This window comes from Nocardia sp. NPDC003726 (genome assembly GCF_053586955.1).
This window is the reverse complement of the sequence record NZ_JBSFNF010000011.1, coordinates 150,705-171,600: the sequence shown is the minus strand read 5'-3', so window position 1 is coordinate 171,600 and position 20,896 is coordinate 150,705. Positions and strand designations below refer to the sequence as shown.

The window sequence follows — 20,896 nt, the reverse complement described above, 5'->3', positions numbered from 1 at the left end:
CCCAGGGGGGTAGGCGGCCTAACCCGAGGCCGGATATGCCCAGGGGGGGTAGGCAATCCGACCAGGCACTCAGAGTGCCGAGGACCACTGTACACAAAAGTACTTCTTTTGCGCTAGCCAGTCGCCAAATCCGACAGGTATCCGTACGTCGAGTTTGTTTCCAGGCCGGAAGCGGGGCGATTATATTGACCGCCGCCGCCCTTCCCACTATTGGCGATAGCTGGACAGGAAGTTGCCGAAACGTTCGATCGCGACCGCGAGATCCCTGGCCCATGGCAGCGTGACGATCCGCAGGTGGTCGTGGTCCGGCCAGTTGAAGCCGGTGCCCTGCACCATCAGGATCTTCTCCTGCAACAGCAGATCCAGGATCAGCTTCGAGTCGTCGTAGATCTCGTACACGTTCGGATCGAGCCGCGGGAACGCGTAGAGCGCGCCCTTCGGCTTCACACAGGACACGCCGGGGATCATGTTCAGCCGCTCCCAGGCGACGTCGCGCTGTTCGAGCAGCCGCCCGCCGGGCAGGATCAGGTCCTCGATGCTCTGATGACCGCCGAGCGCGACCTGAATGGCGTGCTGCGCGGGCACGTTCGGACACAACCGCGAGGAGGCGAGCAGATCGATGCCCTCCAGGAACCCGGCCGCGTGCTCCTTCGGCCCGGTGATCGCCAGCCAGCCCGACCGATAGCCGGCGACCCGGTAGGCCTTGGACAGCCCGTTGAAGGTCAGGCACAGCAGGTCGGGCGCCACCGTGGCCAGCGAGATGTGCTTGGCGTCGTCGTAGAGGATCTTGTCGTAGATCTCGTCGGCGAGCAGCAGCAACTGGTGCTTGCGCGCCAGGTCGGCGATCTGCTGGAGCACTTCGGCGGAGTACACCGCGCCGGTGGGGTTGTTCGGATTGATCACCAGCAGCGCTTTGGTCTTGTCGGTGATCTTCGATTCGATGTCGGCGATGTCGGGCTGCCAGCCGTTGGCCTCGTCACACAGGTAGTGCACCGGCGTACCGCCGGCCAGGCTGGTCATCGCGGTCCACAGCGGGTAGTCCGGCGCGGGGATCAGCACCTCGTCGCCGTTGTCCAGCAGGGCCTGCATGGTGATGGTGATCAGCTCGGAGACGCCGTTGCCGAGGTAGACGTCGTCCACATCCAGCTCGGGGAAACCGGGCACGAGTTCGTAGCGGGTCACGATCGCGCGCCGCGCCGAGAGGATGCCCTTGGACTCGGAGTAGCCCTGGGCGTACGGGAGCGCCGCGATGATGTCGCGCATGATCACGTCGGGCGCCTCGAACCCGAACGGGGCGGGGTTGCCGATATTGAGCTTGAGGATGCGGTGGCCCTCGGCCTCCAGCCGTGCCGCGTGCGCGTGTACCGGTCCACGGATCTCGTAGACGACGTTCTGCAGCTTCGTGGACTGCTCCAGAACACGCGGGGGGCGGTGCGGATGATGAGGACTCACCCGTCCCATGGTGCCATCCGTCGCAACTGGATAAATCGCCTGGCCGAGCTCCGATCGGGCCGCCACGCCCCCGACGGCGGCGACGGCCCCCGCCGGGTGTGACGCGTCACTCAGTGGGGACCGACGGGTGGGATGCCCTTGGCCGCCGTCGAGCCGCAGAATTCCTCGATCCGCTCGTCCAACCGGCGCGCCTCGACCGAGTCGCGGAAGGCCGGGGCCGCGATCCGCCTGCGCACACCGGTCAACCGCTCCTCGAGCTGCGCGATGCGCTTGTCCTCGTCGAGCCCGAGCACCGGTTGCAGCGCCTCGGCCGCGCCGTCCAGGCTGCCGTTGATCAGGTGCGCGGCCGCGCAGTCCACCCTGGCGAGCGCTTCCGCGCCGTAGGAGCGCTGTTCGGACGGTCCGTTGGAGTACAGCTCGATGGCCCGCTGGGTGGCGCTGAGCGCGGGCTCGGCCTGACCGAGGTGGATGTAGGTGGCGCCGGCGTAGTAGTTGGCCTTGGCGTCGTTGAACCCGAAGACGCCGCCCACCTCGTCGTGCAGGGTGTCGGTGGCGGCGATCTCGCGGGCGTCGCCCGCCGCTCGGACGCAGCGATCGGTGTCGGCGGCGCTGCCGAGCGCCGACCAGATGCGCGCCTCGATATTGAGCAGCCGCACCTGCGCGGTCGCGGATTCGGCGAACTCCTGCCCGCTCTGGGCGAGCTGGACCGCCCGGCGCGGCCGCTGCGACCAGTATTCGATCAGCGCGTGCATGCCGCGGGTCCAGGCCCGAAGTCCGTTGTGCCCGCACAACTCCGCGTAGGCCCATGCCGCGCGGACCTGCTCGCCCGCCGCGTCGTAGTAGCCGAGGTCGGTACTCGCGTTGGCGAGCAGGCCCGAGAGCGTGCCCGCCAACAGATACAGATGCCCGGTGTCGGCGGGCCGCTGATGGCCTTCCAGCAACCGGTACACCCGCCGCCGCACCCGCACCATTTCCACCATCATCGGAACCGGCGGGATGCGCACGTAATCGTTCGCGATGCGCACGACATCCGCGTCGAGCTGTTCCAACGTGCTCGCACCGACATTGGTGCTCTCGGCCTTGCCGGCGTGCTCGCTGGCCTCGTGGGCAGCCGCCATGATCAGATCCCTCTCCGAAATCGCTGCCAACGCAGCACCTCTCATCGCACCGGCGTCTATGAGAGCCAAAAGGTCCGCGTCGCTCGAATAGTGAACGCGCGCCGAGGCGTCGGTCTGCGCATCGAAACCCGGCGGGACGGCTCGATCGATCGCGGGCCGATCGATCAGTGCCGCGAACCGCGCCCGCACCACATCGTCGGACCTGGCCAGTGAGGTATCCAGAGCGGCTTGGTTGATCGGTCGTGGATGGACCCGGACGCCTCCGGCTTCCCACTTCGACACCAAGCGTTCGTGCACACCCAGATGGGCGGCGAATTCCCTGATGCTCATCCGCTTGGCATCGCGAAGGGCACGGGCCTCTTTGCCTGACCAATGCGTGACCACGGTGTCATCCCTTCCGAACGAACTCCTACCAGAGTACGAGCGGTTTGTGAGCGGGGCCACAGGTGAAATACGGCCCGCATCAAAGGCAGCGGAAGGGCAGCGGAAGGCGGGCGGGCGGGGGATGCCGAATCATGCGGCGAGCCGGGACCATTGAGGCGGAAGGCAAGGAGTTCGCCGTGAATGTCGAGAAACTCAGGACCGTGGACGATTGGGTGGCGTTCTATCGGCACGAGTTCGGACTGCCGGTCACCGAGCGTGGCGGTTTCGCCATGCTGCCGATCACCGGTCGCGTTTGCGTCGTCCACCTGCCGACCGCACGTGCCGAAAAGGTGCGCGTCGCACTGGAACAACAGGGAACGAGGGGTCCCATGTTGGCCAGGCAGATCCGATGGAGTTTCCTCGCCGAGCCCGACAGCCGACCGGGACCACAGGTGCTCGAGGCGCTCAATCGGCTCGATATCGGCCTGCCCGCCGTCGGCAGCGCCGTGATGTTGCCGACCGGCCTCGGCCGCTGGACCCGGGAAGGGTGCTACTGGGTCAGCCCGCCGAGCCGCGGTGACACGCTTCCACCGCTGTCCGTCATCCTCACAACGGCGCTCGCGGTGGGAGCGGGCGGCGGGGACTGATCACCTCCGCGGTCAGTTCCCCGCTGCCGTCCGCCGGGTCCGCTTCTCCCCCACAGTCGACGAAGCGGACCCGGCGGCGTCAGCGTGATTCGGCGGCGTCGATCGCGGCGGCCGGAATCGGGAAGTTGAGGTAGGACCGCGACGGAGTCGGTCCGCGCTGACCCTGGTACTTCGAGCCGGCCACGGCGCTGCCGTACGGGTGCTCGGCCGGGCTGGTCAGTCTGAGCAGGCACAACTGGCCGATCTTCATGCCCGGCCACAGCGTGATCGGCAGATTGGCCACGTTGGACAGCTCCAGCGTGATGTGCCCGCTGAAGCCGGGATCGATGAAACCCGCGGTCGAGTGGGTCAGCAGGCCCAAGCGGCCGAGGCTGGACTTGCCCTCCAACCGTCCGGCCAGGTCGTCCGGCAGGGTGCAGACCTCGAGGGTGGAGCCGAGCACGAATTCGCCGGGGTGCAGCACGAACGGCTCGCCCTCGGCAGGCTCGACCAGACTGGTGAGCTCGTCCTGCTGCTGCGCCGGATCGATGTGGGTGTAGCGGGTGTTGTTGAAGACCCGGAACATCCGGTCCAAGCGCACGTCGATGCTCGAGGGCTGGATCAGGTTCTCCAGCAGCGGCTCGACGCCGAGACGCCCAGCGGCGATCTCCGCGCGGATGTCACGATCGGAAAGCAGCACGCGACGAGCGTAGCGCCTGCTCGACGGGGCTCCTCAGCCGCACAGTGATATGGAGAGACCGATATCCTCGCATTCATTCGGGCGCCGCCGCCCGTGAGCGAAGGGATGGACCATATGACCGAGGGCTCGCTGTTCGACCTGACCGGCCACGTCGCCGTCGTCACCGGGGGTAATTCCGGCATCGGTCTCGGGTTCGCCCGTGGGCTCGCGCGAGCCGGCGCCGATGTCTGTGTGGTCGGCCGCAACACCGAACGCAACGAGGCCGCCGCCGCCGAATTGCGCGCCTTCGGCGGGCGGGTGCTCGCGCTGAGCTGCGACGTCGGCGAGGAACAGCAGGTGATCGACACCATCGGCCGCGCGGCCGCCGAACTCGGCCGCATCGACTCCTGCTTCGTGAACGCCGGTGTCAGCCAAGGGTTCATCCCCTTCGTGGAGACCGATCTCGCGGAATTCCGCCGGGTCACCTCGCTCAACCTCGACGCGGCGTTCGTGACGCTGCGCGAAGCGGCGAAGGCGATGCTCGCCCAGGGTGAAGGCGGCAGCCTGGTCGCCACCGCGAGCCTCGCCGCCCAGCAGGGCGTTCCGCGCGGGCAGTCCTACGCGGCCAGCAAGGCGGGGCTGATCGCCATGGTCAACTCGATCGCGGTGGAGCTGGCCAAGCACGGCATCCGCGCGAACTCGGTGCTGCCCGGCTGGGTCGAGACGCCGATGACCGAGGACGCCTTCGCCTGGGACCGCTTCCGCGAACGCGTCCACCCGAGAATCCCGGTTCGCCGCTGGGGCCTGCCGAGCGATTTCGAATCCGTCGCCGTCTACCTCGCCAGCCCCGCCAGCGCCTACCACACCGGCGACACTCTGCTGATCGACGGCGGTTACAGCAAGTTCTGACTCGGCGGCGGCCGCCGGTCGTTCACCTCCCCGCCAGTGGTGTCCGAGACGACGCTCGCGGTGTCGTCCCAGCTGGGAACGGCCTGGGCTACCCTCCAGCGTCGGAAGTGGGACTGTGGAATGGTGACCTCCCTTCGCATTCGCAACGTCATCTGGGTGCTCACCGCGTTGCTGGTGGTGTGCGCCGCAGCTCTCACGGCAGGTGTGGTCGGGAATCGCGGTCCCGGCGGATTCGATCGCGGCATCACCGATTGGGCCGTCGCCCACCGCAACGGCACGCTGACTCCGCCAGCGGTGACGATCAGCCTGCTGGGCGGCACGCTCGCCATGACCGCCCTGGCCACCGTCACCTGCCTGGTCCTGTCCTGGCGGCGGCGCTGGACGGCCGCCGCTCTCGTCGCGATCACCGGGCTCGGCGGCGGCCTACTCGTGCGCGGCGGCAAGCGACTGACCGACCGAGAGCGCCCGCCCGTCGAGGAACACCTGATCAGCGTGTCCAACCAGGCGTATCCCTCCGGGCACAGCATGGGCTCGTTCGTCGTGGTCGGCATCGTCCTCGCGGTCGCGCTCCCCGGCATCCACGCCCCCGCCCTGCGCGCCTGGACCGCGATCGCCGCCGCGCTGTTCGTCCTCGCGGTCGGCCTGTCGCGGATCTACCTCGGCGTCCACTGGGCGACCGACGTCCTCGGCGGCTGGTGCTTCGGGGCGCTGTGGCTCATCTTCTGCTTGACCGTGTATCGGTATTTGGTACCCGTCAGCCGGGGCGCGGCCGGGGACCACCTGCCGAGCAGGAAGTCGGACCGGGCCGCGACATCTCTTCCTCGGCCGTAGTCGGCCACCGCCAGAGGCCGCACCCTGCCGCTACTGCCCGCGTTGCCCTCGCTCAGGAGTCCGCAATCTGGGAGTCTCCGCGCTCGATTTTGTGAGGATTGTGAGGATCGCGTCCGAACGCCCCTGAAAGCCCCGGAACGCAAGATCAACTCTCGTCGACGTCCTGGTCCTAAACGAAGGACATCAGCCCTGGTCACGACCGTCTATCAGGACTTTTACCACGCGTAGGCACCATCTGCTAAAGTCTCGATACGACTGCCGATGTAGTTCAATGGTAGAACTTCTGCTTCCCAAGCAGACAGCGCGGGTTCGATTCCCGTCATCGGCTCCACCGAAGGCCCTGGACCGGCACCCGCCGCCCCAGGGCCTTTCGTCCTCGAGTGGCACATGGCTGAGGCGAATCACGAGTGGACCCCTCCGTCATGTGCCACTCAACGGGGTCGTTGCGGTAGAGGGCGAATGGATCGTGCTGAATGGGTAGGTGCGGCGGGTTTATTGTCGGACGGGCTAGGTCGCGCGTCCGTACACTCACCGCGTGGTTTCTACCCAGCGCCCATTCCCGTTGCTGCGGCCCGCATCGACGTCCGATGCGGCGGCCATTCGGTCCAACGACTGGGTTGCGTTCCGGCAACTCAGGAACTTGCACGACCACTGGACCCTGAAGTCATGGGCGCCCGGTCAGTCCGGTTACTACTGGTATCTCACTTTCGACGATCCCGCGCTGACCGATCTCGCCGAGCGATGTCAGAAGACTCTCGCCGACGATGGGATCGACCTGGTTCCCCTCGACGCTCTGCACATGACGCTCCTGAGTGTCGGCAAGGTCGGCGAGGTATCCGGCGAACAGCTCACGGGTATCGCGGATGCCGCACGTGCACGGCTCGCTGGTGTCACGCCGTTCGATGTCGAGGTCGGGCCGCTGACCGGATCCGCCAGTGCGCTGCGGTTCTCGGTCGCCCCGTGGCACAACCTACTCGCGTTGCACGACGCGCTTCGCGTGGCGACCGCCGCACACCGGCCGACGAGTCGCCTCGCCGAGACGACCGACTTCCGGCCGCACGTCGGAATCGGCTACCTCAACCGACCCCGGGACCCTGCGGCGCTGATCGCCGACGTGGCCGCGCTGCGGGATCTGCCACCGGTCACCGTGCGCGTCAGCAGGGTCGAACTCGTCGAGCTGCGCCGCGACGGCCGCCGGTATCGCTGGACCGACCGCGCCGTGCTCGCGCTCTGAAAGCGGCTACCCTTCCGGCGCGGAGAAATCCCGCGCGGAGGACGACCACTCAAGCAACGAGCCGAGGTATTCGTCCGAACCACGTGCGCGGATCGCTCCGATAATTGCCCCGAGCTCATGCGCCCGCTGCCAGACCGAGCGGATCGGGCGATCACTGGACGCATCGAGCGCCTCCACTCCGAGTTGCGCGGCCCGCTCGACATCACGACGGCGACCGGCGCCGAGCATCGCTGCCGCCATGTCGAGACGCACCAGAGATCGGCTCCATACCGAGTCCGACTCGGCTACTCGGTCTTCGACCTGCTGGCCGTACTCGAGGCAGCGCTGATACTCGCCCGCCGAAAGGAACGCGGTCGCAGCGTTTGCCATAAGCCGCGCCTGGCCGTACGGAGCGAAAGTCAGGGCGGGCGTGAGGCCGGGGCCCGTGTCGAGCGCGGCAGCCGTGGTGGTCGCGGCGTCGATCGCGCCGGCGACGCCAGCCGAGTCCCCCACCTTGCCGAGAGCGCGAGCAAGGCCGTTCGAGTACAGGCGAACCGATTGTGGTCCACCGTCTGCCAAGTCCAGCCCCTCATAGGCCGCCCGGACCGCCGCCGCGTAGTCACCTTGATAGTAGGCACAGAAACTCTCGGTGCCTTTCACCCATGCCTGTAGATCGGTGTCGCCCAGCAGCTGGCCGATGGCGAACGCTTCACGGCAATACATTCGGGCGTGTCCGAATCGTCCACGGTTGACCGCCATGTACCCGAGCACACCGGACAGGCGGCCTGCAATGGAGTAGAGCGCACGAAGCTGGGCGGGGTGTCGGCGCTGACCGAGCATCACCTCGACCTGATGGCGTGCTGCGATCGCCTCCGGCGCCAGTCGGCGCGGTCCTTCGAACTCGTAGCGATGTACGACGTTATCGACTGCCAACGTCAGGATGTCGAGTGCATCGCCGTCGGACTCGAGTTCGGTAAGACCCTGTACCCGCCGCGCGATATCCGTAGGACTCTCGAAGGTATCGGCGACTGTCCGCATGCTCGCGGCACACGGCCCCGGCGTGAGCGCGGCTTCGAACCGTGCCCGCTCGGAATCGGTGAGCCGATCGAGCATCGTGTCCATTGCCGCGGCGTACTTGCCTGACAGCTCGATAGTTTCGCGCCGCGTCTCCCACTTGCGTACCGCCGCAACAGTGAACCCGAGGATCTCGGCGAACTCCGGCTGGCTGACACGCAACGCCGCAGTGCGTAGAGCACGAACCTCGACCCCCGTCCACTTGGTCACGATCATCTGATCTGCCCATCTGTGTGTCCGTCCGTGAACGTCAGCGTAGGCCTTCCGTAGTAGTCGCATGGCTTCAATCAGCCATATTTCCGCTGGAAAGTACCGGTAAGCGCCGACGCCGGGTGATGCCGGTCCGTCGGGGGCACCGAAACGCCAGCCGATGGCGAGAGCCTCGGCGTCGGGTGCACACCAACTATTTCCAGCAGCGAGGACGGTATGACCGCGAAGGACGATTCCCTTGATCTCAAAGCCGTGCGCGCCGCCTTCTCCGCCGACGATGCCGCCAAGCTCGCCATCGCAAGGACGGAGGGACCCCTGTGGATGGCTGTGGACAAACCACATACCTGGGTATTCGTCGACGAGAACGGTACGCCAGGCGATGAATTCAGGGTCGCTGGTCCGGTTTTCGGAGCACCGGAGTTCTACGAGGGGGATGCCGAATGAACGGGTGGGTCACTTTCGCAATCGGCATCGGCGCCGCGCTCCTGGTGATGGTCCCAGTAGTCGCGGCCTCGCTGTGGTGGCAGGTTCCCTCGGACCACGAGACCATGGAGGCGCGTGTCGCCGCACCACGCACAGGCGACAGATCGTGGGCTGCGGGTTGCCTGCGCGATACCTCCGACGTGGCAGAGGCGCACATGACGATGCAGCGGCACCGAAGCTGCGATATCACCGTGTGCCGCCGGAAGCAGGCCGCCTGGCAAGCACTCATCGATGCGGGCAGGATCCGGCCGGACGCCTCGCGGCAAAGGTAGGCACCCATCAGTCGAGTGGCACATGGTTGCGGCGAATCGCGAGTAGACCTCTCGGTCATGTGCCACTCGATGACCGGGGTTACAGGCAGTAGACGGCGCCGCTGGACAGGGCGTGCACGAGGCGGACCAACGACTTTTCGTCGCTCGAGCCCGGAGACACGCCGACAGGAGTCGCCTGGGCGCCGACGTGAGCCGATTCTGGGCTCGACATGGGCTCCAGAGGTATTCCGCTGGGCGTAACAGCGGCGTTTGCCGGGCCTGCAACTGCGGCAAGGGAAAAGGCCACGCGGCAATTACTTTCAACGTCGTTCGGTTCATCTGACAAACTTCTGTGCCGCGAGGGGGATCACCCGTCACGCTAGCCAGAGGACCCGTCGGCGGCATGCCCCTGATGCCGCTGGCCACAGTTTCGGTGTGGCCGCATCGTCCTCGCGAAGGTCCGTCCGACGGCGCGGGATCGACCTGACACATTCCCTCTAGAGAGTGATTTAGGTCACTGTCTTGTCACAGTGTTCGCTCGCGCGGTGCCTTTTGGCCGACACGCTAGAAACGGAGGATCCGATGAACATCGCACTGTGGATCGCTACGGCACTGTCGGCCGCGCTCGCCCTCTTCGGCGGTATCACCAAAGCGTTCGTTCCCCGGGAGAAGCTTGCCGCGTCGCCTGGCGGGGAATGGACCGCGGCTGCGGGCGACGGCTTCGTCAAAAGCCTGGGAGTTCTGCAGATTCTGGCGGCGGCCGGGCTGATCCTGCCCACCGTGCTCGACATCGCCCCGGTAATGGTGCCGGTCACGGCCGTGTGCTGGGTCGGGCTCATGGTCGGCGCGATGATCACGCACGGCCGGCTGGGGGAGTACAAGTTCGTCGTGCTGAACTCGGTGTACCTCGCGGTGGCGGTGTTCATCGCGTGGGGCCGGTTCGCCATCGAGCCTCTCACGAGCTGACCGCTCGAATCGAGCGAAGCCAACTCTCGAGAGAAGGGTCGAGAAGATGAGCGACCAGGAGACCGACACGTTCGTCGCCCACCTCGACCTGCTGTGACCCGCGCCGCCTTCTTGACTGACGTCCAAGAAGTCTTTACCGTAACCGCCATCCACTTCTTGGATGGCGTCCAAGAAGAGTGGTGGTGAAGCGGGAGGACGCGAGTCATGGAAATCAGTGGGCCGGCCGATCGGCGCCAGGCGGTAGCGGTGCGGCGGCGTGAGGTCTCGTTCACCTCCGGCCAGGACGAGTGCGCCGCATGGTTGTACACCGCGCCTGACCTGAACGGCCCGCGTCCGATGGTGATCATGGGGCACGGACTCGGGGCGGTGCGGGAGATGCGCCTGGATGCCTACGCGGAACGGTTCGCCGACGCGGGGTGGTCGGTGCTGGTGTTCGACTACCGTCACCTCGGTGCCAGCGGCGGAGCACCGCGCCAGCTCCTCGATATCGGTCGGCAACGCGCCGATTGGCATGCCGCCCTGGCCTTCGCACGCACACTTCCGGAGGTCGATGTCGACCGGATCGCGTTGTGGGGCAGCTCTTTCGGCGGCGGACATGTCCTTCAGGTCGCCTCTGAAGACACCCGAATCGCGGCGGTCGTGGCCCAGTGCCCCTTCACCGACGGACCGGCGTCGTTGCGCTCGCGGATCCGGACCGGCCCGCTGAGCGTGGTAGCGCTGACAGTGGCAGGCATCCTCGACACGGTCGGTTCCTGGTTCGGCGCGAAGCCGATCCTGTTGCCGATGGCGGGGACGTCCTGGATGCCCGCGTTCGTGGCCTCACCCGACGCTCTCGCCGGCGCTTCCGCACTCCTGCCCGCGGGGACCCGGCTCTCGCGGCGCACCAGCGCGTTGTTGAAACGGCTGCCGTCGGTGCGGGCTCAGGTGTCGAAGAACATCGAGCTGACCGAAATCGACGGTGGGGAAGAACCCGTGACCGGTGTCGGTCGCGACAGCATATGGGGTGTATTGCGCGGCCCGGATGATCAATTCGATGCCGCCAACGCCCTGGCCGCACGGCTGGTGCTGCACCTCCCGCTCGATCGGCCCGGTCGCGCGCTGGCTCGCTTCAGCACTCCGACGCTGCTGTGTGTCTGCGACAACGACGCGGCCGCGCCCGCGAAGACCACGAAGCGCCGCGCGCAGGGCCTGGCACACGTGCACGTCCAGAACTACCCCTGCGACCACTTCGGCATCTACTTGGGCGAGCACTTCGAACGCGCCGTGCGTGACCAACTCCATTTCCTGGCAACACAGTTCGACAACACCGCACACAACACGCAGTAGGTCGCCCCTGGCTGGTGGACGTGCGGAGAGCGGGCAGTCAGTCGGCGGCTGCGGCCAGACTGCTAGCGCTGTTCAGCAACGTCTCGAGCACCGCGCGCCGCTGGGCCTGCTCCGTCGGATGCGTCAGCAAGCCTTCGACAACGAAAACGCCGATCGCGACCAGCGGATCCAGTTCGTCAGCGGGCACGCCGAGCTCGATCAGCTCTGCCCGGAACAATCCCTCGGCCAGCGCATGGAACTGCTCGTGCCATTCCTGAATGGACGCGGACTCCTTGGCGCGCATGTGCACCGTGCTGACCAACCGGCCCAGTTGCTCCAATTCCTCGACCAGCCACAACAGCCGATCAGCCAGCCCCGAGCCGAGCATTTCGCTGTAGGAGGCCATCGAGTCGGCCAGGACCGCGTCCAAGACCGCGATCAATACCGCGTCCTTGTCCCGGAAGTACCAGTACAGCGTGTTCGACACCACTCCGGCGTCGCGGGCGATCCGCGCCATCGATGCCGCGTCGTATCCCTCCTCGACGAACAACCGCCGAGCAGCCACCACGATCTCCGCGCGCTTCTCTTCCCGATCCTGCGGACGTCTGTTGCGAGGCATCTCCAGTCCTGATCTAGTGCCAGGCCCTGATGCTATCTTGACCAGCCTCCAAGAACTGCCCTCGCCATCGAGTGGCGCATGGTTGAGGCGAATCGCGAGTATCCCCTCCGTCATGTGCCGCTCAACACGGCGCCGGATGCGGCCACCCATCCGGAGAGTGATCTGGGTCACCGGGTTGTCACAACGTTCGCTTGCGCGGTGTCTTCTGGCCGACACATCAGAGACGGAGGAGATTCCGATGAACATCGCACTGTGGATCGCTACGGCACTGTTGGCCGCGCTCGCCCTCTTCGGCGGTATCACCAAGGCGTTCGTTCCGCGGGAAAAGCTTGCCGCGTCGCCTGGCGGGGAATGGACGGCGAGTGCCGGGGACGGCTTCGTCAAGGGTCTGGGCGTCTTGCAGATTTTGGCGGCGGTCGGTTTGACCCTGCCCGCCGTGCTCGGCATCGCCCCGGTAATGGTGCCGGTCACGGCCGTGTGCTGGGTCGGGCTCATGGTCGGCGCGATGATCACGCACGGCCGGCTGGGGGAGTACAAGTTCGTCGTGCTGAACTCGGTGTACCTCGCGGTGGCGGTGTTCATCGCGTGGGGTCGGTTCGCCCTCGAACCTTTCACGAGCTGACGGCCCGGATCCAACGCAGCCAACTCCCAGGGAAGGGTCGAGAAGATGAGCGATCATGCGACCGAGATTTTCGTCGCTCACCGCGACCTGCTGTTCACCGTCGCCTACGAGATGCTCGGTTCGGCCGCCGACGCCGAGGACGTTTTGCAAGAGGCCTGGCTGCGATGGGTGAAGGCCGATCTAGAGCAGGTGAGCGACGAACGCGCCTATCTGGTCCGGATAGTCACCCGCCAGTCGCTCAACAGGCTTCGCACGATGAAGCGCCGCCGGGAGTCGTATGTCGGCCCCTGGCTGCCCGAGCCGATCCTCACCACACCCGACGTGGCCGAGCACGTCGAGCTCGCCGAGAACATGTCGATGGCGATGATGCTCGTCCTCGAGACGCTTTCGCCCACCGAACGCGCTGTTTTCGTGTTGCGCGAGGTCTTCGACCTCACCTACGACGAGATCGCGGCCGCGGTCGGCAAGACCCCGCCGACCGCGCGCCAGATCGCGCACCGCGCCCGCCGCCATGTCGAGGCCCGCCGCCCGCGTTCGGTGGTATCGCCCAGCCAGGCCCGCGCATCGGTGGAAGCGTTCCAGCGCGCGCTCGAATCCGGAGATCCACAAGGCCTGCTCGACGTGCTCGCCCCGCACGTGGTCCTCATGAGCGACGGCGGCGGCATCAAGCGCGCCGCACTACAGCCCGTGATCGGCGCCGAGAAGGTCGTCCGCTACATCACCGGCGGCACCGGCAAGGTCCGAGCCGAACTCAGTTGCGAAACCATCCTGATCAACGGACACCCCGCACTGGCACTGAGCCTCGACGGCGTACTCGACGGCATCATGGCCTTCCACATCGAAGAGGACCACATCACCGGCCTCTACTTCGTCCGCAACCCGGAAAAACTGACCCGCGTCGCCTCCGAGACCCCTTTCACCTTGCGCTGAACACCGGTCGGCGACCGAAACCCTCGGTGGCTCTCGGCGACATCGATCCGTCGACCGGCCGGCGCGGCGCGCGGCCGCGCTGCTCGAGCATCACAGCGTGGGAACGCAGCGCGGCCGTTCACGCTGCACCAACTCCGGCACAGGCTCACCAACGCCACCGAGGATGGCGCGTCCACGCCGATGCTCATAGCGCGGCGCGGGCGCACATCGCCGCGACGCTTGGTCGGGGCATCGCGAGTGCCCTCTCCGTCTGTGCCTCTCAACTAGGGGTCAGGCGGTACAGGGAGGTGGTCTCGCGGGTGCGGGCGCTGTGGAGGGGGGAGCTGGGGTTACGGGCTCGGTGGTGGGTGGGATGGGTGGTCAGTTGGGCGGTGATGCGGAGGCCGGCGGCGGAGATGCGGTCGCGGAGAGCGCCCACGGGACGTAAGCCGAGATGTTCGGGAAGGTCGGACAGGATCAGCCAGCCTTCGCCGCCGGGGCGCAAGTGGGCGCGGAGGCCGGAGAGGAAGGCGTGCAGCATGGACGAGTTCTCGTCGTAGACACCGCTTTCGAGGACTGAGGTAGGCGTGCCAGGGAGCCAAGGAGGGTTGCACACCACGAGGTCGGCCTTGCCATCCGGGAAGAGAGCCGGGCCATGCACGGCGACGGATGACAGGCCCAGCCGATCGAGGTTGGCGCGGGCACAGCTCAGCGCGCGAGGATTGTTGTCCGTGGCGATGATTCGCCGGAATCCACGACGGCCCAGGATGGCCGCGAGCACGCCGGTGCCCGTACCGAGATCGAAGGCGCTGTCCACCCGCGCGGGTAGCGGCGCGGACGCGACCAGATCGACGTACTCGCCGCGGACCGGGGAGAACACGCCGTAGTGCGGATGAATCCGCTCCCTGAGGGCGGGCACGTACACGCCTTTCTCCCGCCATTGCGCCGCACCCAGCACGCCGAGCAACTCGGTGAGCGCGACCACCATGCGTCCGTGCGGCGCGCCGTATGCCTCGGTGCACGCGCGCCGCACGTCGGGAGCGCGCCGCAACGCCAGCGAATAATCGTCTTCCAGAACCACGAGCAACTTGCCGAGCACGTGCGCGCGCCTGCGACGCGACGCGCGATACCGCCGGAACGCCTCGGCCGGATCACCACCCGGCGCGACTTTCCGCTCGACCCGTCGCCCCATCGCCCGCAGCAGTTGCCGAGCGTTGTGGAAATCGCCACGCCACAGCAAGCCGGTTCCCGCTCGCGCCGATCGGCAAGCCGCGTCAGCGGTCGTCGAGTCGTCCACCACCACGATAAAACGGGGTGGCAGCGTGCCATTTTCGGAATGCCAGCGGGCGGTCGGGCAGGTGTTGTCCTCGGTCCAGGAAACGGTGGACACCGCGTACTCCTCGTGATCGAACGTGCAAAGGGCACGAAGAGCACTTCGACGCGGAGTCGCGAAAGACCTGTGCGGCTATCGCACAGGAGTCAGTAGGTCGCCTGTCTACGCCCGCGCCGAAGTGCGCGGGAAATCACCGAGAACCATCCCGAGCGTCATGGTGGACCTTTCCGTGGAAGACGCATGATCCTCGCACAGCGGCGACCGCCGGAGCAACGTCCGCGCCATCAGTCGAGCAACCGGACGGCCGTGTGGATCGCCGCTTCGAATCTGCTGCGATTGTCTGGATCGTTGATGCCAGGCGGAGATGGCGAGGCTCCGCACACCAGATGGATGTCCGGTTTGATCAAAGACATCCGCTTCCAGGCATGCTGTGCCGGACGGCCGAGTAGTACGACGACTCGCAGCTGTGGAAGCAGCCCGAGCATTCGACGTGTGTACGGCTCGGCCCTACCGAGTTCGAACCGTGAGGGCGACTTACCCTCGATCGGAAACGGGCAGGCGTTCCAGGCGGTGCAGCGCCGACGGTCGAGACCGTATTCGTCGCAGGTGCGGAAGAAATTCTCCGCACCGGCATCGTCGTTGTCCCAGCTCAGAAACCGTTTGCCGGTGATATCGGGACTCGCGTCACCCTCCGGCGCTTTGAGCACGAACAATAACTCGGCCGCGACGCCACCGAACAGCGGATCTATGTAGGGCAGATTTCCGAACCCGGTATCCGCTCCGATGCGATCGATCAACTGATTGAGCTCGCGAACGTGCGGCGCTCCGAGTGCGGCGGCACGTTCTCTCCGAATTCGCTCCTGTTTCAGAGCTCTCGGATGATCGGGGACGTCCATGGGCCACCTCAAGGACCGACGACAGCAGTGTGAGGGTCAACCCTACGCGCTGTCGATCCGGTCATCGGGCGGATTGCACCCGCGATTCAGGCCGCCCCGTTCGCCGGTTCGGCGTGCAGCCGGCGGAACTTGCTGCCGTGGAAGACGAGTGGGTCCACGTCGGTGCGGGTGGCGATGCGGTGGATGCGGAGGATGACGACGGCGTGGTCGCCTGCCGGGACGTGGGCCTCCTGGACGCCCTCGATCCAGGCGGACGCGCCGTCGATGAAGACGGCGTCGCCGGAGCCGCGGTGCAGTTGGATGTCGCGGAAGCGGTCGCCGTCGCGGGTGCCCAGCGAGCGGGCGGCGGCCTGCTGGTCGGTGCCGAGCAGGCTGAGGCCGAGGTGGCTGGCGGCGGCGAGTTTGGGCCAGGTGGCCGAGGAGTTCTGCACGCAGAACGAGACCAGCGGCGGATCGAGGGAGACGGGGACGAACGTGCTCACCGCGAGACCGTGCGGGGTTCCGTCGATTTCGGCGCACACGGCGACGACGCCGCTGGGGAAGTTGGCGAACGCGCGACGCAGACCGGCTCCGTCGGCGGGAAATTCGAACAGGTCATGCATGATTCGCAGCCTTCGAGCTGTGGGCCAGTGCCTGGGCGACCGAACGCCACCGACCACTGTACCGGTCGATGACGCCGTCCTCGGCGAACGTGCGGTCGGACAGGTAGAGCCCGGGCAACGCGGCGGTGGCGCCGATTTCGACGAGCACGGGCTTCAACAACAGATCCGGCGCGAGGGCGTGGGCCGGTCCCGCGCCGAGCATCACCGGGACCGCGAGCACGCCTTCCAGACCCGTCCCGCCCTCGAACTGTTCGAGGAACAGCTTCAGCAACCCGGTGTAGGTGGCCTTGAAGGTGGGGCTGGCGAAAACGACGAGTTCCGATCCGGCCACAGTGCGCACCGCGTCGGCCACACCGGGGTCACCCCAGCTGAGCAGCGCGGGACCGAACTCGACCAGGTCGATCACGGTGGGCTCCACCTCAGGCCGCAATCCCCGCGCGACCAGGGTGGCCGCGGTGAGCGTGCGTGAGGCGGGTTTCGGATTTCCGACGACGACAGTGACTGTCATTTCGTCTCCTTTCAGATCACGCCGTGAAGCGGAGGCGCGGCGTCGTGCAGCAAGGCCCGGCCGATGTGCTGGTACTTCCAGCGCACCGGATCGTGCAAGGTATGCGTGCGCGCGTTGCGCCAGAAGTGGTGCAGATTGAGATCCGCCGCCGCGCTGCGCGTTCCCGCGACCTCGAACAGCGCGGCGGACACGTCGTTGGCGGCGCGGTCGGCGAGCACTTTGGCGGTCGCGACGGCCAGCGACGCCTGGGCGACGTTCGCGGCGCTCTGGTCGATCCGGATGGCCGCGTCCAACGTCCATCCGGCCGAGGAGAGGGTCGCCTCCGCGGCGGTCACCGCGACGGACAATTCACCGAAGCGCTGGATCAACAGCGGGTCGTCCACCGCGTTCGCGACTCCGGCCTCGAACCACGGACGACTCTTCGTGCGCACGAATTCCGTCGCGGCGGTGAGGGCGCCCCGGGCGATGCCCGTGTCGATCGCGGCGTGCAGCAACTGCGCGAACGCACCGTACCCGGTGGGCGCTCGCACCGCGCCGGAGCGGGGAATCACCTGGTCACGGTCGACGAGCACCCCGTCGAAGGACACCGTTCCGCTGCCGGTGGTGCGCTGCCCGATCCCGTTCCAGTCGTCCACGACGCGCACGCCGGGAGTGTCGGCGGGCAGGTAGACGATGTACTCGCCCGGCTCGAGACCGCCGCGCCCTTCCGGATCGTCCAGCCGGGTCAGCACCGCGAACAGGTCGGCGAACAGCGACCCGGTGCAGTAGTACTTCACGCCGTCCACCCGGAACCGGTCGCCGACCGGCCGCAAGGTGGTGGCGATGTCGGCGACGGTCGCGCCGCCGCGCTCGGACTGCGCGTTGGCGATGCGCCCGCCGTCGAGCACCCGCCCGAAGTACCGCTCTTGCTGCTGCGCCGTACCCGCGAGCCGCAGCAGGTTCACATACACGAAGTGGCTGTGCGGGATCTGCGCGATATTGGGGTCGGCGGTGGCGAGAATTCGCGTCACTTCCGCCACCGCGCTCGGCGGCAGATCCGCGCCGCCGTGCGCGGCGGGCACGGTGATCGCGAGCAGACCGCTGGCCGCCAACCGATCGACCTCCGCGTACGGCAGCGCACGCTCCCGGTCGCGGTCGGCGGCGCCCGGCGCGAAGCCGGCCGCGAGCCGCTGGGCGACCGCGAACGCCTGGGCCGCCGACAGGATGCGATCGGCGGCGACCGCGGTCATCAGTTCACCGCCGCGACGGGCCGCTGCGCGGCTTCCAGTTCGCGCACCAGCGGGAGCACCTTCGCCCCGAAGTACTCGATCTCCTCCTGGAAGTGCAGGAAGCCGCCGAGGATCAGGTCGACGCCGAGCTGCTTGTAGGCGACGATCCGCTCGGCCACCTGCTCCGGCGTGCCGATCAGCTGGGTGCGGAAACCGTCGTTGTACTGCACCAAGTCCTCGAAGGTGGAGTCGGCCCACATGCCCTTGCGGTCCTGGGTGGACGCGCCCGCCTGCTGCACCGCGTCGCGGAAACCCTCCACGGCGGGCTTGTTCGCCTTCTCGATGATCTCGCGCAGGGTGTCGCGGGCTTCCTTCTCGGTGTCGCGGGCGATGATGAAGCCGTTGAGCCCGAATTTCACCTCGCGGTCGTTGGCGCGGGCGACGGCGCGCAGGTCGTCGAGCTGTTCGGTGACGCCGTCGAAGTCCTTGCCGTTGGAGAAGTACCAGTCGGCGTAGCGGCCGCCGTTGCGCCGGGCGGCGGTCGAGTTGCCGCCCTGGAAGAGTTCGGGATTCGGCCGCTTGGGAGTGTTCAGCGGCTTCGGCTTCAGGGTGAAGTCACGGATGCGGTAGAAGTCGCCGCCGTAGTTCACGTTGTCCTCGGTCCAGATCTTGCGGATCACCTCGAGGAATTCGGCGCTGCGCCGGTAGCGCTCGTCGTGCTCGAGCCACGGCTCGCCGAGCGCGGTGAACTCGCCCGCGAACCAGCCGGACACGACGTTGATGGCGAACCGGCCGTTGGACAGATGGTCGGCGGTGGCGCCGAACTTGGCCAGCACCGCCGGATGCCACAGTCCGGGATGCACCGCCGCGATCACCTTCAGCCGTTCGGTCGCGCCGAGCAGCGCGAGGCTGAACGAGGTGGATTCGTGCTGGTACTCCGCGCCGTAGGAGGCGGTGTAGCGCACCTGGGACAGCGCGTAGTCGAAGCCGTTCTTCTCCGCGGTCCGCGCCAGCTTCTTGTTGTATTCGAAATCCCAGCTGGTGCGCTGTTCGATATCGCTGGTGACCAGTCCCCCGCTGACGTTGGGCACCCAGTAGGCGAACCGGATCTGCTCGGTGATCTGCTCCGTGGTCATAGCTGCTCCATGGTTATCGGGGGTAGCCGTCGGATCGGAGGCCGGACGCCACGCATGCGTCCGGCGCTCCTTCCACTCCAGCACCGGCCCCCGGACGGGACGAGGTTTTGAATCTGTGCGATTCGGATCAGGCGTCGGCCAGCGCGGGCGAGTAGCCCGACCTGGCGAACTTGCCCGCGGGCGCGAAGCGGCCCAGCAGCGCGGCGGCGTCCTCGCCGGTGACCCGCGTGATGAACTCGTTGACCGCTTCCGGCGAGTCGACCGGCAGGAACGGCTGCGGCCGGTGCAGCAGGCCGACCAGCGCCGAAGCGAACGCCGGATCGACGGCCGCCGCGGCGAAGAACGCGTTGCCGACCTCGGCCAGCTCGGGATCGCTGAGGAACAACCTGGTCACCTTGTTCGCCGCGTCGGCGCGCGCGGCCAGGAACGCGGCGTATTGCTTCTCGATCCACGCCTCGTCGAACGGTCCTTCGTGCACGGCCGCCGCCGCGACCAGCCGCTGCGCCTGGATCAGGCCGCTCTGCGCGCCCTGTCCGGCGATCGGGTCGTAGGCGATGGCGGTGTCGCCCAGCGCGGCGACCACGTGCCCGCCCGCGGTGCGCCCGACACCCGACCGCACGACCGGGCGCACCGCGCCCTTCAGCCAGGAGTGCGGGTCCTCGGGAATGGTTTTGGTGGTCAGCACCTCCGGCAGGTCCCACTCGATGTAGTCGCGGTAGAGGTCCTGCACGATCCGGTGCGCCGATTCGGCGGAATCGGCCGCGGCGAAACGCTTCTCCCAGTCGCTGCCCGGGCGCGCCCAGCCGAGGAAGGCCCAGCTCGGCCCGGCGTCCTTGTGCAGGTACGGGCCCCACCAGCCCTCGCCCTGATCGGCGAGGATGGAGAAGCCGCTGTGCGCGCCGCCGGCCACGCTGCGATGAGCGAAGACGTTCTGGTCGTGGCCGAGTCCGGTGACGACGACGGTGAGCAGCTTGCGCTGCGGCGCGTCGTAGGGCGTGCGCTGCGCGTCGACGGGGAACAGGTCCGACAGCCCGCCGCGACCGGTTGCGACCAGGGTGAGGTCGTTGGCGGCGGCGATGCCGTCGAGCGTCTCCGGCGTCACCTGATCGACCACGAACCGGCCGCCGCGCTCCAGGAACGCGGTGAGCCGCTCGTCGGCCTTGAGCCGCGTGTCCACCGCGACGCCGACGTATCCGTCGAAATGCCCGTCGAATTGGATCAATTCGGGGCGCTCGGGGCCGGGTCCCGCGATGCGCACGCTCAAGCCGGTGTGCCTCGGCGCGCGCGAGGTGTAGCTGTCCAATCCGAGCGCCGCCTCGGCCTGCTGGGTCTCACCGAATTCGAGCGCGGTGCCGGTGGCGGGCACGTCGTCGCGCAAAGCGCGCTGATCGCGCTCGCTGTAGAGGGTGACGTCGAAACCGGCGTCGAGAAGTCCCAGCGCCGCAGTGACGCCGGTCTGTCCGGCGCCGATAACCGCGGCCGAACGAGTGGAACGGGATACGGATTGCTGCGAAGTCATGCAGGGATGATGCGATGGCCGCACCGCGCCCGCCGAGTGTTGCGATCACCGAGAATCAATGGGC

General features: G+C 67.4%; 21 protein-coding genes and 1 tRNA gene. 10 read left to right on the top strand and 12 right to left on the bottom strand.

Going from position 1 to position 20,896, the window contains the following annotated elements:
• Positions 1-207 precede the first annotated feature (207 nt).
• Positions 208-1,461, bottom strand: coding sequence for a pyridoxal phosphate-dependent aminotransferase (locus ACWDMM_RS17560; RefSeq protein ID WP_195080872.1), 1,254 nt, complete (start codon positions 1,459-1,461; stop codon positions 208-210).
• 101 nt (positions 1,462-1,562) lie between these two features.
• Entirely contained in the window at positions 1,563-2,570 is a 1,008-nt protein-coding gene (locus tag ACWDMM_RS17555; protein WP_323124684.1) for a tetratricopeptide repeat protein, read from the bottom strand.
• Between the two features lie 560 nt (positions 2,571-3,130).
• Here ACWDMM_RS17555 and ACWDMM_RS17550 point away from each other — a divergent pair.
• Positions 3,131-3,580, top strand: coding sequence for a hypothetical protein (locus tag ACWDMM_RS17550; protein ID WP_195080874.1), 450 nt, complete (start codon positions 3,131-3,133; stop codon positions 3,578-3,580).
• A gap of 79 nt (positions 3,581-3,659) precedes the next feature.
• On the opposite strand, the gene dcd is transcribed toward ACWDMM_RS17550, so the two are convergent.
• Positions 3,660-4,259, bottom strand: coding sequence for a dCTP deaminase (gene dcd, locus ACWDMM_RS17545; RefSeq protein WP_067796475.1), 600 nt, complete (start codon positions 4,257-4,259; stop codon positions 3,660-3,662).
• A 114-nt stretch (positions 4,260-4,373) separates the two neighbouring features.
• Here dcd and ACWDMM_RS17540 point away from each other — a divergent pair, with 114 nt between their 5' ends.
• The 4 genes from ACWDMM_RS17540 (at position 4,374) to ACWDMM_RS17525 (ending at position 7,212) form a co-directional block, all read left to right on the top strand.
• Positions 4,374-5,147, top strand: coding sequence for an SDR family NAD(P)-dependent oxidoreductase (locus tag ACWDMM_RS17540; RefSeq protein WP_039804349.1), 774 nt, complete (start codon positions 4,374-4,376; stop codon positions 5,145-5,147).
• Between the two features lie 123 nt (positions 5,148-5,270).
• The gene (locus ACWDMM_RS17535) at positions 5,271-5,978 is read left to right on the top strand and encodes a phosphatase PAP2 family protein (RefSeq protein WP_449938366.1); all 708 of its coding nucleotides are present in this window, start codon (positions 5,271-5,273) and stop codon (positions 5,976-5,978) included.
• A gap of 257 nt (positions 5,979-6,235) precedes the next feature.
• A tRNA-Gly gene (locus tag ACWDMM_RS17530) sits at positions 6,236-6,309 on the top strand.
• Positions 6,310-6,513: 204 nt separating this feature from the next.
• Entirely contained in the window at positions 6,514-7,212 is a 699-nt protein-coding gene (locus ACWDMM_RS17525) for a 2'-5' RNA ligase family protein (RefSeq protein WP_449938364.1), read from the top strand.
• Positions 7,213-7,218: 6 nt separating this feature from the next.
• On the opposite strand, the gene ACWDMM_RS17520 is transcribed toward ACWDMM_RS17525, so the two are convergent.
• Entirely contained in the window at positions 7,219-8,481 is a 1,263-nt protein-coding gene (locus ACWDMM_RS17520; protein ID WP_357110494.1) for a helix-turn-helix domain-containing protein, read from the bottom strand.
• Positions 8,482-8,691: 210 nt separating this feature from the next.
• Between ACWDMM_RS17520 and ACWDMM_RS17515 the strand changes: the two genes are divergently transcribed.
• The 3 genes from ACWDMM_RS17515 (at position 8,692) to ACWDMM_RS17505 (ending at position 11,501) form a co-directional block, all read left to right on the top strand.
• Positions 8,692-8,919 (top strand): hypothetical protein, encoded by a 228-nt coding sequence (locus ACWDMM_RS17515; protein WP_449938361.1) that lies wholly within the window; start codon positions 8,692-8,694, stop codon positions 8,917-8,919.
• An 872-nt stretch (positions 8,920-9,791) separates the two neighbouring features.
• On the top strand, positions 9,792-10,175 hold the full coding sequence (locus ACWDMM_RS17510; protein WP_449938359.1) for a DoxX family protein: 384 nt from the start codon (positions 9,792-9,794) through the stop codon (positions 10,173-10,175).
• Between the two features lie 204 nt (positions 10,176-10,379).
• Entirely contained in the window at positions 10,380-11,501 is a 1,122-nt protein-coding gene (locus tag ACWDMM_RS17505; RefSeq protein WP_195080881.1) for an alpha/beta hydrolase, read from the top strand.
• 37 nt (positions 11,502-11,538) lie between these two features.
• On the opposite strand, the gene ACWDMM_RS17500 is transcribed toward ACWDMM_RS17505, so the two are convergent.
• Complete coding sequence (locus ACWDMM_RS17500) at positions 11,539-12,099, bottom strand: TetR/AcrR family transcriptional regulator (RefSeq protein WP_195080882.1); 561 nt, start codon at positions 12,097-12,099, stop codon at positions 11,539-11,541.
• A 238-nt stretch (positions 12,100-12,337) separates the two neighbouring features.
• On the opposite strand from ACWDMM_RS17500, the gene ACWDMM_RS17495 reads away from it, so the two are divergent.
• Both ACWDMM_RS17495 and ACWDMM_RS17490 read left to right on the top strand, forming a co-directional pair.
• Positions 12,338-12,721, top strand: coding sequence for a DoxX family protein (locus ACWDMM_RS17495; protein WP_195081044.1), 384 nt, complete (start codon positions 12,338-12,340; stop codon positions 12,719-12,721).
• Positions 12,722-12,766: 45 nt separating this feature from the next.
• The gene (locus ACWDMM_RS17490; protein ID WP_195080883.1) at positions 12,767-13,651 is read left to right on the top strand and encodes an RNA polymerase sigma-70 factor; all 885 of its coding nucleotides are present in this window, start codon (positions 12,767-12,769) and stop codon (positions 13,649-13,651) included.
• 259 nt (positions 13,652-13,910) lie between these two features.
• On the opposite strand, the gene ACWDMM_RS17485 is transcribed toward ACWDMM_RS17490, so the two are convergent.
• The 7 genes from ACWDMM_RS17485 to ACWDMM_RS17455 form a co-directional block, all read right to left on the bottom strand.
• Positions 13,911-15,020: a methyltransferase gene (locus ACWDMM_RS17485; protein WP_449938354.1), complete on the bottom strand. Its 1,110-nt coding sequence runs from the start codon at positions 15,018-15,020 to the stop codon at positions 13,911-13,913.
• Positions 15,021-15,247: 227 nt separating this feature from the next.
• Complete coding sequence (locus ACWDMM_RS17480) at positions 15,248-15,760, bottom strand: uracil-DNA glycosylase (RefSeq protein ID WP_449938351.1); 513 nt, start codon at positions 15,758-15,760, stop codon at positions 15,248-15,250.
• Between the two features lie 185 nt (positions 15,761-15,945).
• Positions 15,946-16,461, bottom strand: a complete 516-nt coding sequence (locus ACWDMM_RS17475) for a flavin reductase family protein (RefSeq protein ID WP_195080886.1) — start codon at positions 16,459-16,461, stop codon at positions 15,946-15,948.
• The gene (locus ACWDMM_RS17470) at positions 16,454-16,969 is read right to left on the bottom strand and encodes an NADPH-dependent FMN reductase (protein ID WP_195080887.1); all 516 of its coding nucleotides are present in this window, start codon (positions 16,967-16,969) and stop codon (positions 16,454-16,456) included. Before ACWDMM_RS17470 ends, ACWDMM_RS17475 begins: the two co-directional genes overlap by 8 nt.
• Positions 16,970-16,980: 11 nt before the next feature.
• Positions 16,981-18,198 carry an SfnB family sulfur acquisition oxidoreductase gene (locus tag ACWDMM_RS17465; protein WP_195080888.1) on the bottom strand — a complete coding sequence of 406 codons (1,218 nt, stop codon included), beginning with the start codon at positions 18,196-18,198 and terminating at the stop codon, positions 16,981-16,983.
• Positions 18,198-19,313 (bottom strand): dimethylsulfone monooxygenase SfnG, encoded by a 1,116-nt coding sequence (sfnG, locus tag ACWDMM_RS17460; RefSeq protein ID WP_449938348.1) that lies wholly within the window; start codon positions 19,311-19,313, stop codon positions 18,198-18,200. Before sfnG ends, ACWDMM_RS17465 begins: the two co-directional genes overlap by 1 nt.
• A 127-nt stretch (positions 19,314-19,440) precedes the next feature.
• On the bottom strand, positions 19,441-20,832 hold the full coding sequence (locus ACWDMM_RS17455) for a styrene monooxygenase/indole monooxygenase family protein (RefSeq protein ID WP_357110470.1): 1,392 nt from the start codon (positions 20,830-20,832) through the stop codon (positions 19,441-19,443).
• Between the last annotated feature and the right edge of the window lie 64 nt (positions 20,833-20,896).

Bases quoted from the DNA above. Each gene is read 5' to 3' on its own strand.
- ACWDMM_RS17560 (WP_195080872.1), bottom strand. From the start codon at position 1,461: ATGGGACGGGTGAGTCCTCATCATCCGCACCGCCCCCCGCGTGTTCTG.
- ACWDMM_RS17555 (WP_323124684.1), bottom strand. From the start codon at position 2,570: ATGGCGGCTGCCCACGAGGCCAGCGAGCACGCCGGCAAGGCCGAGAGC.
- ACWDMM_RS17540 (WP_039804349.1), top strand. From the start codon at position 4,374: ATGACCGAGGGCTCGCTGTTCGACCTGACCGGCCACGTCGCCGTCGTC.
- ACWDMM_RS17520 (WP_357110494.1), bottom strand. From the start codon at position 8,481: ATGATCGTGACCAAGTGGACGGGGGTCGAGGTTCGTGCTCTACGCACT.
- ACWDMM_RS17515 (WP_449938361.1), top strand. From the start codon at position 8,692: ATGACCGCGAAGGACGATTCCCTTGATCTCAAAGCCGTGCGCGCCGCC.
- ACWDMM_RS17510 (WP_449938359.1), top strand. From the start codon at position 9,792: ATGAACATCGCACTGTGGATCGCTACGGCACTGTCGGCCGCGCTCGCC.
- ACWDMM_RS17505 (WP_195080881.1), top strand. From the start codon at position 10,380: ATGGAAATCAGTGGGCCGGCCGATCGGCGCCAGGCGGTAGCGGTGCGG.
- ACWDMM_RS17500 (WP_195080882.1), bottom strand. From the start codon at position 12,099: ATGCCTCGCAACAGACGTCCGCAGGATCGGGAAGAGAAGCGCGCGGAG.
- ACWDMM_RS17495 (WP_195081044.1), top strand. From the start codon at position 12,338: ATGAACATCGCACTGTGGATCGCTACGGCACTGTTGGCCGCGCTCGCC.
- ACWDMM_RS17490 (WP_195080883.1), top strand. From the start codon at position 12,767: ATGAGCGATCATGCGACCGAGATTTTCGTCGCTCACCGCGACCTGCTG.
- ACWDMM_RS17475 (WP_195080886.1), bottom strand. From the start codon at position 16,461: ATGCATGACCTGTTCGAATTTCCCGCCGACGGAGCCGGTCTGCGTCGC.
- ACWDMM_RS17470 (WP_195080887.1), bottom strand. From the start codon at position 16,969: ATGACAGTCACTGTCGTCGTCGGAAATCCGAAACCCGCCTCACGCACG.
- ACWDMM_RS17465 (WP_195080888.1), bottom strand. From the start codon at position 18,198: ATGACCGCGGTCGCCGCCGATCGCATCCTGTCGGCGGCCCAGGCGTTC.
- sfnG (WP_449938348.1), bottom strand. From the start codon at position 19,313: ATGACCACGGAGCAGATCACCGAGCAGATCCGGTTCGCCTACTGGGTG.
- ACWDMM_RS17455 (WP_357110470.1), bottom strand. From the start codon at position 20,832: ATGACTTCGCAGCAATCCGTATCCCGTTCCACTCGTTCGGCCGCGGTT.